Raw genomic sequence first — 13122 nt, 5'->3', positions numbered from 1 at the left:
CGGCATGCGCAGGAGGGAGGACATCATGGAGACGAATGACGCAACCGCAGTGCTGACGCTTCTCGAGCGGCAGGCGCCTCAATCATTCCAGGAATTGATGGCTCTTTCCGGTCTCAGCGCCTCACAGGTTTTGCTGGTAGTCGATCGATTGAGTCGCGAGGGCGCAGTGGTGCTGAGAAAATCCGGCCTGGACTATTCTGTCGCATTGGGGAGTACGATATGAACAAGATTGAGGCGATCAAGTCCGAGCGGGATGGGTTAACGGTGCGCGACATGATCGCATACTATGCGGAAGCCGGATGGGAGGCTATTCCGGAAGACGATATTCAACGCCTGAAATGGTACGGGCTGTATTTGCGGAATCCCACGCCGGGTTTTTTCATGTTGCGGGTGCGGATGCCGGGCGGCCAAACCACGTCGGTTCAACTCCAAGCGCTGGCGGACATCGCCCTCGCTTACGGCAATGGCGTCATCGATGTCACCACGCGTCAACAAGTGCAACTGCGCCATCTGACGATCGCCCATGTGCCGGTGGTATTTGCCAAGCTGGAAGAGGTCGGACTCACGTCTATGCAAACCGGTATGGACACGGTACGGAACATCATGACGTGTCCCGTGGCCGGCTTGAATCCCAGCGAGTTGCTTGATGCAACGGACATTGTGCGCGCGATCAATCGTGAAGTGCTGGGTAATCCTGCCTATACGAATCTGCCGCGCAAGTGCAATATTGCGGTCACCGGTTGTCCGGATAATTGCCTCCACACGGAGACGCAAGACATCGCGCTGGTCCCGGCCTATCACGACCTGGGGCATGACAAGTGTTACGGGTACAATGTGTTCGTCGGGGGGAAACTGGGATCCGGCGGGTATCGGATTGCAAGTTCGCTGGATATGTTCGTGAATCCGGCGGAGGCCTTCGAGGTCTGCCGGACGCTGCTGCATCTCTACCGCGATCATGGACCGCGTGAGAATCGCACCCAAGCGCGCCTCGCCTTTCTCGTGGAGGCCTGGGGCGAAGCCCGGTTGCGGCACGAAGTCGAACGGCTGGTCGGGAGAACCCTGCCCACGGCAGGGGTGGATGCGAGGGGCGCGGCGGAGCGCGACCATATCGGCATCTTCCGTCAAAAACAACGGGGGATGAACTATGTAGGGCTGAAGGTGTTGGTCGGGCGGGTGAAGGCGGCTGATCTCCGGAACATCGCCGCGCTGGCGCTTCGGTACGGGAACGGAGAGGTCCGTCTCTCGCCGGCGCAGGCCTTTGTGATCCCTCATATCAGCGATCGATTGGTGGGAGAATTGGCGGAAGAGCCGCTGGTGAAGCAATTCGCCTACAACCCATCCGCGCTCTACAAGGGACTGGTCAGTTGTGTGGGAAGCGACTACTGCAATCTGGCTGTCATTGAAACCAAAAGCCGGGCCGTTGAAACGGCGCGAGTGCTGGAGCGGAAGCTGGGCGATACCCTCAAGCCGATCACGCTGCACTGGTCCGGTTGTCCGGCCGGGTGCGGAAACCATCTCGTGGCGGATATCGGGCTTTTGGGCAAGAAGGCGAAGGTGGGCGGAAAGGTCGTCGATGCCGTGGATGTGTTTGTGAGCGGGCGCTCGGGCCCCGATCCCAAGCTCGCCATCAAAATCATGGAGGATGTGCCCTGTGACCGGCTTCCAGCAGTGTTGGAAATGGTCATGCCCTATCACACGCGAGAAAAAATGCATCGTGTGCGCGGGAAGGCCGCGCCAAAAGGCGCGGGGGGCTCGAAGGCGACGGCATCCGGCAACGAGACGACGGGGCTCACGCCCCAACCGATTCCTGCTTAGAGCGTTCTTCCACGCTGACGGATTTTTCAGCATCCGGCTAAGCACGAAGGCTTGAGCCGCCGCGACAGTTGCGTTATTCTCTTGCCCTCAACAAGGAGGCAGTATGGCCAAGAGAGTGAAGTCGAGTCAGGAACCGGCGGACCTTCTCAGCCGGCACATAGAGCGGATTCAAGCGACGTTGGTGGCGATCCAGCCGTTCTTATCGCGACGGAAGGCTACCGCGTCGTTGGACGGATTCGATGAGCAGACCGAGGAAGTGCTGAGTGAAACCTTCGGCGGATCGTCCGAGGAACTCGAAGCCTATCAGTATGCCAAGCTGGGTGAGGCCGCGATCCTGCCGGAGGAAGCGCAGGAGGCCGGCACGCACAACGTGGAACGCGAAAGCCTTCATCAACGGAAGCAGGTGTTGGAAAGTTGTCTGGCCCAGCTGGAGTTGAGAAAGGCTACCAGAGCAGGTCGGGATTGGCGGCGGACCCTCGGTGAGCGGATCGATGGTCACACGGTGGCTGAGTTCATGTCGGCCGAAGTCCGGAGTGTGCACAAGAGTTCGTCGATCAAGGAGGCCGGCCGTCTGTTGCAGAAGTGGCGGATCGGTTCTCTGCTGGTCGACGACGGATCGCGGTATATCGGCATCATCACGGATACGGATCTCAGCCGGAAAGCGGTCGCCAAGGGACTCGATCCGAACGCAACCACCGTCCTCACGTGCATGAGCAAATCCGTGGTCACCATTGAGGACAATGAGCCGTTGATGGAAGCGCTTAGATTGATGAAGAAAGAGGGCATCCGACACCTGCCGGTGACGGAAGACGGCACGATCATCGGGGTGTTGTCCGTTGGCGATATGCTCAGAGCGTATCAGAAGGTGCTTGAGCTGTAGCGGTACGTGTGGAGTCTCTACAGTCTATTCTTCTCGCGCGGAGGCCGACCATACCCTCGAGGGTATGGTCGGCTCCGCGTTGGTTCTGGCCTCGCCGTCGCGGCCACCATGAATGTCCTGCAACGCCTCCTCTCATCTCCTCTCATCGATTCAATCATCCATGTCTAGTATCGGGCTCACGAACCGTTGTCTGATCTCCACCCGCTACAGGAAGGTCACACGACCATCCTCATTTCCACTACCTCAGAGCCGTTCCATCTGGTATAGCGGCGTCGCAGCGATGCTGCCAGAATGATCCTCTCCATGTGGGCGTGGAACGGTTGCCGCGACACTGTCGTGGGCGGCGAGAGGGGGAAGGGATGAGGAAAGATGAACGAAGGTGAGCCGCAAGCGCAGAAGCAGCGATCCGAATTCCTAGCGGCCGTTGGAAGGTACGGTGTCACCCTGAGCCTCAGGAGCCTGATGCTTGGTGTCATAGTGTTTTCAGGTGGATGGCTGGGAACAAGTGACGCTGCAAGCTCGTCGGATCTCAGTGCAGTCAAATGGCACCCCGGCCATTATTATGCGCCGATGAATTTCATGAGGACCAATCCGAAAATCATGGCGCAGGTGTATAGCGAACTCAAAGCGACACCTGCCTTGCGCGGGTTGCAGGTTCGTTATGAGTGGCCGGAATTGGAGCCGGAAGAAGGCCGGTATGACGTTACGGTGATTGAGCAGGTGCTGGCGGAATTGACGGCGCAGAACAAGCGGCTGATTGTGCTGCTGGAACTTAAGTCCTTCAAGCCTCAAGTCGCGCCGGTTCCCTCATACATGGCGGCAGCGAAATACGAGGGGGGCGCCTTCCCGTTCAGCAATTTCGGTACAGCCGTGCCGCGAGGCAATAATCTGAAACTCTGGAATGCGGGGGTGCAGGATCGATTGGTGGCGCTCATCCGTGAGTTGGGAAAACGCTTCAACGGCCATGCGCATTTCGAGGGCATCGGCTTATCGGAATCCTCCATGGGGCAACCGCTCGTGCCGGTGTCCGGACGAGAGGTCGAGCGATTCTATGACAACCTCCTTAGTGTGCAGCGAGAGATGCGGGCGGCATTTCCAAACACGATGACCTACCAATTCGTGAACTACCCGCGCGATATTTTGCCGTCGTTCGTCGGCCAGATGAGGACGATCGGCACGGCATTGGGCGGGCCCGATGTGTTTATCGACGATCCCGGATTGAACTTCGACCATCCGAACAAACCCAAGGGGGTCTATCATTTGTATGCGCCGCTGTCCGGGCTCGTGCCGCTGACGCCGTCGGTGATGCAGTCCAACTACGAGAATACGCAACACGATGGAAGAGGGAGAGTGCCGACCATTGCTGAGCTGTTCGCCTTCGCGCGGGACCGGTTACGGGCAAATTATATTTTTTGGACCCGCGCCCCGAACTATTATCCCAAGGTGTTGGAACTAATGAATGGGCTGCCTGCGGCGGATGGCCAGGCCCGTGGGCTCAATCCGACCTGCCCCAAGGCCTACGCGTCCTGTGTGGAGTAGGGGCAGGCGGATAGTGCCAAGGCCATCTGTGCAGAGGTGCTGGTGGAGATCGCTTTGGACGGCCCAATCGATTAGTCGGGCTACGAACTCCCGCAGGCGGCTTTCAAAAGCCCGCCGGTAGCAGTGCCTTGCGTGGCGGCAGACCATTGGTTCGACGTGCCGCCGGAGCGCACGACAGTACCCGCTCCCATTTGCCCTGAGAACCAGCTCGACTTGAGCGACTGGCTTTTCTTGTTCTGGCAGTCGTATTCGCGTTGTGTGGCTTTGGAAAGAGCGGGTGCGCCTCCACCCTCTGTCTGTGGGCTCTTGTAATCGAACAGGTCCAGCATCACGACGGTCTCGTCGGCTTTCTTGATGCTGGCGTGGTCAGCATAATACACGTAGTTGTCCGTCTCGCCGATCTTCGCCCATTCTCCCACCGGCTTGAGGCCGGGACCGGTGCTGTCACCGCTTTCTCCGCATGCAGTCAGACCCGCACAGCAGAGCAGGACTACAGATAGTCGTCGTAGCATCATCCCCTCCAATCACTCCGCAGTTCCCACTGTAACATGATTTGGCCGAATCTCGACGCGGGGAACTGACAGAGTGAACTGCCGGGCATGGCGGGGAATTCGTGATCGCGCAGCGCTGACGACACCTGCCTATGGGGAAATCTGGTTGCGATCAGCCCTTCAGGGCCTTGATAATCAGGTCGGCCACGGCGCCGCCGGAGGCAGGGTTCTGTCCTGTGATCACGCGACGATCTGCGATGGCGAATGCTTCCCAGGGCTTCTCCGCCTTTCTGTAGGCGGCGCCTCGTTTCTTCAGTTCCGTCTCGGTTATGAACGGGACGTATTGATCGAGTTGGCCAGACGTTCTTCCTCATCCGAGAATCCCGTGACCTGTTTACCTATATTCAGCAGCGTCCCGTCCGACAGGGTGATGTTCAGCAAGCCGACGGCGCCGTGGCAGACTGATGAGACGATTCCGCCGTTCTCGTAGATCTTGCGGCTGAGCTGCTGAAAATCGGCATTGTCGGGAAAATCCCAGAGTACGCCGTGCCCGCCTATAAAATAGATGGCGGCATAGTCATCGGGATTCACGTCGCTGGGCTTGAGCGTTGCGCCGAGACGGTTCATGAACTGGCGGTTGTGGTACCAGTCCCAGTCGATCGGTTCCGCCATGGCGAGGCTGTGGGGATCGATCGGGGTATATCCGCCTGACGGAGTCAGGTAGTCCACGGCCAATCCGGCCTATTCGACCTTCTCGACGAAGTGCACGGCCTCGCCAAGCCAGATGCCGGCCGTGCGATTCAGGTTGGGGTATGTTGCTGTAGTGGTCAGGACCACGAGCATTTTCCTCGGCATGGGGAGTCTTTTCTGTTTCAGGATCAAGTAGGAATAACCCACTAAATGAGTCTTTTGCACAAGTGCCGTCGAGACGACCGGGAGTCCGCAGGCCATTCCTGGCACAATTTCGGTTCCTGCGTCCATTGATGCGCGCTACTGGTCTATCTTGCCGCTGTCGGCAAGGTTGGACGCTTGTGTTTACCGAGGTTCCATACGGTCTCGGCTCTATTGCCGATGTACCAAAAGCTCGCGCCCAGGAGGCCAAAAAACAGCGCTTTGTGCAGGCCGTTCCAAAAGAGTTCGAAGAAACGCGTGTACAGGTTGATTCCCAGAAACGTCAGCCCGAACCCTTTCGTGGTGCCGTTGTCGTGACGCAGTCCGTGATAGATTGCCCAGCCGGCGACGGCAGCAAAGAGAATCGACCAATGGAACAATTCGATCTGTCTGACTCGTTCCCAAGCGTGCATGTCGCCGTAGTTGCCGAAGATCGACATGATCCACAGTGCGATGAATAAGTACAGCAACCCCATCACCAACGTACTTCGATAAAAGTGGGCGCCGAGTGGATGGTTCTCCAATGCTAGTGCTGCCCCCGTGAGCAGCGCTCCGAACAAGACGAACCGCAGCGGATAGTTCATGCCCAGGTAATAGGCGCCCCACCCCGACATATAGCCCGTTTCCGTTCCCATCCAGCTTCCAAGGGAAGCCATCGCAAAGATCCAGATCAGGTTCGATTGGAGAAGCAGCCCCAGCACTGCATACACAACAAATGACAGCAGGAGTAGCAGGGAGAAATGCCCGGAACCCGTATCCAAGGCGAGGCCCAGTTGCGACACAGCGCCTGCTGTCGCCAGGACGCCTAGGAACATGATGGCCTCGTTGCGATAGATCTTGTTCGGAGCCTCTGCACGTCGAAGCTGCCCCCATCGATACAAACCTCCCGCGCCGACCGTAAGCATGGCGCAGCGGGTGAGTGGAGGGGTTTCAAAAAGAGCTTTGAGGAGTGCTACCAACACGCGATCGGACAGAACTGCGCTGATCGAGGTAATGATCGAGAATAGCGCAATTCCAAACGAGTACTTCGCCAGCCTACGCCAATCGAAATATTGCACTTCAATGGTTGCGGCCAACGTGGCGGCCTGCGCCTCAGCGATCAACCCTTCGCGTTTCCATTCGGCGAGGGCTTCCCGGACCACTGCGGCTTGCTTGCTTGGAATCTTCATGGTGACCTCTTGGGTGAGGGGAGTTCCGGCGGACAGGGTATTATATGAAGGAATCGAGAGGGAGGCTATTCAAGAAGGGAAAACGCACGACTGTTCAGTTGGTATGGAAGGGGAAGTTACTGGAAAGCGCCATTGGGTAGATTGTTCCTGAGACGATTTACTAGCCTCGGCTATTGCTCATGTCACGGCGTTCGGTTTGAAATAAGACCCTCGATCGCGGTGGCCTGTACTCGAACTTGGATCGGCGAGGTCATGTGAGTGCCACTTGCCCCGCTCTGCAGGGGCACCAGATGGCTTTCGTATGAGATTCCTTGGGGAGACAGCAATCGCTGAGTCGAGATTCGTTCCGGCTCACTTGCCGCGACACTGCTTGCAGTCAAAACGAGAGCGGTGATAAGGAAACCGAGACCGCGTGTCAGCATGGTCTGCATCCTGACAACACCGCGAGGGGTGTGACCGACGGGTGTTTCTTCTCGAACACTCACGCGCTCACAATGAAACCGTTCTTGACAGGGTTTCCACGCACGACAAGCGTTCAGTAGCTGACACCGTTTCATACCCCAAGCGCGCTTACCTGCTCTCCCAAGGAAAAATGGAGGGAGTGCGAGCGACTTGCGCGGTTCGCATCCCTGCGGAGGATACCTGTCGAATCTCCCGGTGCCCACATCGACCGACCACTGTCATCAATTCAACATGTCATTGGTCTTGGTGGAAGGGCTGTGAACGCGGGAGATCGGCGGGCACTCTCAATTCTAGAGATTGACCCTATACCCCGTACTTCGACCGCCACCGATCGGTTCGAAGATCCCCTTCGTGGTCAGTTCCTGGAGGTCGCGTGTTGCCGTGGCTTTTGAGGCACCGGTGATCGACATATATTTCTTGGCGCTCATGCCGCCTTCGAAGCCGCTCGGGCCTTCCTCCAGCATGCGGCGCAGGATCTGCAACTGCCGCTCGTTGAGCTGGTCGCGATGCCGGTCGAACAGCCTTGCTTTTCTTAAGGTGAAGTCAATCTGCGCTTCGGCCTGGGCCTGCGCCTCGACTGTCATGTGAACGAACCAGGTCACCCACGGCGTAATCTCATTTGTCTGTTGGGCTTCCTTCAGTGCGTCATAGTAGTCGCGGCGCTTGGCGTCGATGCTGCTCGAAAGGCTCAGCAAGGCGGGTCGGCCGAGTCCCTGCGAAAGGGCCTTCTCGGACAGAGCTCTGCCGATCCGGCCGTTGCCGTCCTCGAAAGGATGGATCGATTCGAAGTACAGGTGTGCGATGGCTGAGCGCACCGCGGCCTTCGGAAGATCTTTCCCCCCATCGGGCGCCGTCTCGTTGAACCAGCCGATGAAACGCTGCATCTCCGCCGGGACGCGAGAGGAAGGCGGTGCTTCGAAATGCACCTTCTCGTGCCCGTATGCCCCGGACACGACTTGCATTGGTTCCGCATCGGTCCGCCATTGTCCCGTGGCCACATGCCGGTGCCCTGCCATCACTGTGCGATGCCAGGTAAAGAGCAGGTCTTCGGACAGCGCCGTATCAACACTATTCCGGACAGCCAGCATCAGCGCGGCGGCGCCTTGTGCGCGCTTGCCTCCGCTGGGGAAGCCTGTCTCCAAACCAAGGTTCTTTCGGATCGAAGACATGACGTCCTTGCGGCTGAGGAGTTCGCCTTCAATCGCCGAGGTCTTGAGCGCTTCGGTCACCATGATCATGACGGTGGCTTCGACCTGCGCGTCAGGGGTCAGCCCCTGCAGGAGCCCACTCGCATGACCGGTTCTTTCGGCGAGTAGAAGAAGGGCATCTTGAATACCAGAGAGGTCGTAGCGGAAGTTGGGCCAGTCAGGCTGTTCCCAGTTATAAGCCATGAGCCGATTATACAGATATTCGGATCATAAATTGAGCTAAGTGTGAGCCGAATACGTTCCCTGATCGGCTCATCGATCCTTTGGCTGGTTCTAGGGTGTGGAGTGAACAGCGATTGGTAAGGCGCTCTAAATCTAAATGTTCCTTCTAAGCTCGCCCTTTTCTTTCACGGGAGCGGGCCTGAGTGCCGAGGGACCACAAGGCCCTGCATGCTTGAGCCATCGCCGGAGCCGCGAAGACCCGTCCTCCTCCATCTTCTTCCCTTCCGTCACACCTTCCCAAACATCTTTTCGAAGAACTCCTGATTTTGTTTCATATGCTCTTCGATGTCCGATAAGAGGTGTCTTGCCCCGGCTTGCCAATCGTCGGTCTGGTAGCCGACACGGCGCGCGAGGAAGATGAATTCGTCGGACTCCGGCGGCGGAAGCACGAGGTCCTTGGTGTTGCCGCGCACCATGCGCAGGCCATCGATCAGCATGCGGATGAAGAGGTAGGACTTGCGGAGGTTGTCACCGGTCGCGCGAGGGATGAGACCCGTGTCCATCAAGGCTCCGAGTGCGCGGAGCGTGTTCGGTGTGCGTAGGCTCGGATGCCGGTGGCCGTGCATGACCTGGAGGTATTGAATCGCGTATTCCAATGTCACGATGCCGCCGTGGCTGTGTTTGAGGTTGATCTGCCCGGGCTCGACGAGTTGCTTGACTTGTTGCCGGCGTAGGTCGAGTGCGGTTGGGAGGTCCCAGGGGGCGCCACTGTAGACAAAACTGTCGCGATGGGCCTCGACCTTTTTGCCGAGCCCGGCGTCTCCTGCGATATGGCGCAGCTTGATGAGCGCCTGCCTCTCGAACGGAGCCGCCTGGCCGCCGACGCTATAGTATTTGCAAACCTCATCGAACGCATTCGAGAGTGATCCTTTTCCGCCGTGTGGCCGGAGACGGACGTCGATGTGGAAGATGCCTTCCTGCTTGGCCTCGATCCATTGCAACAATTCCTGCGCCAGCCGCTCGAAATACTCGCTGTTCTCGATGCCGTCTTTCCCCGTCGTGTGTCCTGGTCCGCCGTAGACGAACAGCACTTCGATGTCGGAGGCATATCCGAGTTCGCGGCCGCCGAACTTTCCCGCGCCCAGGATGGCGAAGGGGCAGGGCTTCTTATTGACGAGGCGAGGCGAGCCGTAGCGTTTGGTGAGTTTGGCTTGGCAGTCGATCAGGCTGCGTTCGACGATGACTTCGGCCAGTTCCGAAATCGCCAGGGAGAAGTCGGGAAGGCTCGTCCCCGGCTCGACGATATGCTTCATGTCGATGCGGAAGAGTTCCTGATCCTTGAAGCGGTTGAGCGCCTCCTTGCGCGCTTCGTCGGTCTTGGCCTTCGCCACGACGCGGTTCAAGTCCTTACGCAGCGTGGCTTGGGGCTTGATCAGCGGCGCATCGCGATAGTCCTTGAGCAGCGGCAACAGATTGACGTGTTGCCGCCGGAGGAAGTCTTCCCACAAAAAGTCGCTGGCGCCGAGCAGGCGGGCCAGGAGTGGGAATGTCTTCTTGTCGTTAACGAAGTCCCAGGCCTGTTTCTTTCCGGCGTGGCGTGAGCCCTCGAGCACAAGGTCGAGAAACTGATCGAAGGATTCCAGCGCTTTGGCGGGATCAGGCGCCCAGGTGAGGGCGTGAGTGAACTGTTTGATGAGGACGGCAGTGAGGCGGAGATGCTCCTGATCGGTCGGATCGAGCAGCTTTTGTCCGAAGCGATTGCGGACGTAGAAGCGGTCGTGCAGTTTGCCTTCTTCGATCGAGAATTGGGCCTTGCTGATGTAGACATTGCGCATGGCCAGCGCATTGGCGAAGGCGTAAAGAAAGGCCGGCGTGTCGTCCGACCGGATGTCCATGATGGTATCGGTGGCAGACTGGCTGTTATCGAAGGTGATGTGGACGGTATGGAGCAGGCCGCTGAAGGAACTGCGCCGTTTGCCGAGGTGTTCGATCAGCTGGCGATTGACCTGCTGCCGCGCCTCGTCGAATTCGTTCGTGTCCAGCAGTACGATCATGCGTGAGAGTTGCTCGGCCATCCGCTTCTGGTCCGCGGCGGTGAACGGCTGTTCTTCGGTGGGGCTTACGGTGAAGACGTCCACAATCTTTTTTCTCGTGAGTCCCGGGCGACCCTGCGGCCTTGGGCGTGTGCCGTACGGCGTGCTTAAGCGGCCGGCTCGCGCCGGTTCGCTTTCGGCAGAGGTAAAGATGCGGCCTTCCTCGATATTCAATCCGAAGGCCGAGAGCAGCCCGCAGATCGTGGCGAATTCTGAAAAGTAATCGTAGGCGACAATGGTGATGGTCCACCGTTTGCGGTCGAGTTTTGCGAATCGGATTTCGCAGGGATGGTCCGGCGTCAGGAGTGCTGCCAGGGTTACATGTTCGGCGAGGAGTTTGGGAGGAAATGCCGCGAAATAATCGGTGTCCATCCTGGTTGTGAAGTCTTGCAGGATGTCGGCATCGATGCCCGGGCAGAGCGGAGCCAAGGTGGCGAAGATCTGATCGCGGTCGGCGTTCGCATGCGGCATGATTGCTGTGGAGTATACCCGAAGGTGCTCTCGTTGTACCGGAAGAATTGCGTCAGTATAATGCGGCGCCATGACACGACGTGATTCACAGCATGATCCGCTCGCCGAGCCTCCGGGAACCGGAGCCCCTCCGGTTTTCCCCGATCCGACTCCCTTGCTGGTCGCCTCCGGTCTTGAACCGGACCAGGTCGTACGGATTCTGGGACCTTACGGAGTCGCGAATCCGGCCGAGGCGGATGCGAATATTCAAAGCATGGCAGGGGAGCCTCACACGCGCCGCCTGTTGGCCGCGATTCTCCCCCGTCTGTTAGCGGAGGTGGCCCGCACCGCCGATCCCGACCAAGCGTTGAATCATTGGGAACGCCTCTTTACCGGGAGTGCAACCCGTTCATCCCTTCTGCAATACCTGCAAGCCTCGCCCAGGATGTTGGGGCTGCTCTGCACGATTTTTGGAAACAGCGATTCCCTCGCATTCGCCCTTATCCGCGATCCCATGTTGGTCTATTGGCTGGCAGAAGAAGATGTGTTGACGACCGCCCCGACCAGGGACGGGATGGTCGCGGCGTTGCGCCAAAGCCTCGGCTCGCTCAAGGCCACTGAATTGAAGCTGGACGTGCTACGGCGCGTGCGGCGTCGAGAAATGTTGCGGATCGGCGTGCGCGATCTTCTGCGCCTGGCCACTGTTGAAGAAACGGTGGGATCGCTGTCCGATCTTGCGTCGGTGTTGATTCATGGAGCCTATGAGATCGTCGACAAGGACCTTAAGGCGCAGCACGGGACGCCAATGCATCAACGAACAGACGGCACGTGGGTGGAAACCGAATTTGTCGTGATCGGCATGGGAAAATTGGGCGCGCATGAGCTGAATTACAGCTCGGATGTCGATCTGATTTATGTGTATGCGTCGGCGGATGGTGAAACGCGTAAGGGAAAAAGCCATCGTCAGGCCGACATCGAGCCCCTGTCGAATGAAGAATATTTCGAGATGCTGGCTCGCGCGTTGACGAAAGCCCTGGCTGAACAGACTCGCGAAGGCGCGGTGTTTCGCGTGGATCTTCGGCTCCGCGCGGAAGGCACCGTGGGGCAACTGGCTCGCTCGGTGGAGGCCTATGCGAAATACTATGCGCAGCGCGGGCAGGTCTGGGAGCGGCTGGCTTTATTGAAGGCCTGGCCGGTCGCCGGTTCACGTGCGGTTGGGCAGGCGTTCGTGCAGATGGCGGAAGGATTCGTGTTTCAGCCCGATCCCCAGCCCTTGACGCGGGAGCGTGCCTTGGCGTTGATTCGCGAGGTGCGTTCAGTGAAAGAAATGATCGACGAGAAGATTGCTATTCGAGGGCACCAGCATCGAAATGTGAAGTTGGGGACCGGGGGCATTCGGGAGATCGAATTCCTGGTGCAGACGATTCAAGTGCTGATCGGCAAGGCTGTGCCCGACATCCTGGACCGTAAGACCGTGGGAGCTCTTCACCGGTTCTGTCGATATCGCTTCGTGAACGAGGACGATCAGCAGCGGTTGACTGAGGCCTATTGGTTTTTGCGGGATGTCGAACACAAGTTGCAGATGATGCACGATTTGCAGACGCATGCGTTGCCAGACAGCCATGAAGAGCTGCAGCGTTGTGCGATTCGAATGGGATACTACGGGGAGTCTCGGGAGACGGCGATGAGTCAGTTCCTGGCGGATCGGCAGCGGCATACGGCGGTAGTGCACCACACGTTCAGGTCGCTGTTCTATCACCCGGAAACGTCTGCGCTTCTGAACGCCGTGGTGGCTGCGGCGGAAGGCCACTCCCGCCGCAACCCGTCTCGGCTCGAAAAAGAGACCGGCCCGGCGGGGCCACCGCCGGACCGGTCTTCGACAGCGAAGAAGAAACGGAAACCTTAGTACATGCCTTCCATGCCGTGGTTGTGACCAGCATGGCCACCGGCAGGTTCTTTCTT

9 protein-coding genes and 1 pseudogene are annotated in these 13122 nt (G+C 58.5%); 5 read left to right on the top strand and 5 right to left on the bottom strand.

Annotated elements, in window-relative coordinates; genetic code table 11:
- The first annotated feature begins 25 nt into the window (after window positions 1-25).
- The 4 genes from GDA65_16540 (at window position 26) to GDA65_16525 (ending at window position 4234) form a co-directional block, all read left to right on the top strand.
- Complete coding sequence (locus GDA65_16540; protein ID MBA5864297.1) at window positions 26-223, top strand: hypothetical protein; 198 nt, start codon at window positions 26-28, stop codon at window positions 221-223.
- Window positions 220-1815, top strand: coding sequence for a ferredoxin--nitrite reductase (locus GDA65_16535; protein MBA5864296.1), 1596 nt, complete (start codon window positions 220-222; stop codon window positions 1813-1815). Before GDA65_16540 ends, GDA65_16535 begins: the two co-directional genes overlap by 4 nt.
- 103 nt (window positions 1816-1918) lie before the next feature.
- On the top strand, window positions 1919-2695 hold the full coding sequence (locus GDA65_16530) for a CBS domain-containing protein (GenBank protein ID MBA5864295.1): 777 nt from the start codon (window positions 1919-1921) through the stop codon (window positions 2693-2695).
- Between the two features lie 369 nt (window positions 2696-3064).
- Window positions 3065-4234, top strand: a complete 1170-nt coding sequence (locus tag GDA65_16525) for a glycoside hydrolase (protein MBA5864294.1) — start codon at window positions 3065-3067, stop codon at window positions 4232-4234.
- A gap of 80 nt (window positions 4235-4314) precedes the next feature.
- On the opposite strand, the gene GDA65_16520 is transcribed toward GDA65_16525, so the two are convergent.
- The 5 genes and pseudogenes from GDA65_16520 to GDA65_16500 form a co-directional block, all read right to left on the bottom strand.
- Window positions 4315-4749: a hypothetical protein gene (locus GDA65_16520; GenBank protein ID MBA5864293.1), complete on the bottom strand. Its 435-nt coding sequence runs from the start codon at window positions 4747-4749 to the stop codon at window positions 4315-4317.
- 148 nt (window positions 4750-4897) lie between these two features.
- A pseudogene (locus GDA65_16515) lies at window positions 4898-5580 on the bottom strand (type 1 glutamine amidotransferase domain-containing protein).
- A gap of 143 nt (window positions 5581-5723) precedes the next feature.
- Window positions 5724-6785: a DUF2157 domain-containing protein gene (locus GDA65_16510; protein ID MBA5864292.1), complete on the bottom strand. Its 1062-nt coding sequence runs from the start codon at window positions 6783-6785 to the stop codon at window positions 5724-5726.
- 752 nt (window positions 6786-7537) lie between these two features.
- Window positions 7538-8638 (bottom strand): DUF4172 domain-containing protein, encoded by a 1101-nt coding sequence (locus GDA65_16505; GenBank protein ID MBA5864291.1) that lies wholly within the window; start codon window positions 8636-8638, stop codon window positions 7538-7540.
- 266 nt (window positions 8639-8904) lie between these two features.
- On the bottom strand, window positions 8905-11253 hold the full coding sequence (locus GDA65_16500; protein MBA5864290.1) for a hypothetical protein: 2349 nt from the start codon (window positions 11251-11253) through the stop codon (window positions 8905-8907).
- On the opposite strand from GDA65_16500, the gene GDA65_16495 reads away from it, so the two are divergent.
- Window positions 11252-13066 carry a hypothetical protein gene (locus GDA65_16495; protein MBA5864289.1) on the top strand — a complete coding sequence of 605 codons (1815 nt, stop codon included), beginning with the start codon at window positions 11252-11254 and terminating at the stop codon, window positions 13064-13066. The two genes, GDA65_16500 and GDA65_16495, sit on opposite strands and share 2 nt — an antisense overlap.
- Window positions 13067-13122: the final 56 nt, after the last annotated feature.

The sequence above is a fragment of the Nitrospira sp. CR1.1 genome, from assembly GCA_014055465.1.
Classification (GTDB): Bacteria; Nitrospirota; Nitrospiria; order Nitrospirales; family Nitrospiraceae; genus Nitrospira_A.
Note: the sequence above shows the minus strand (reverse complement) of the source record. Positions and strands in the feature narration are given on the sequence as shown.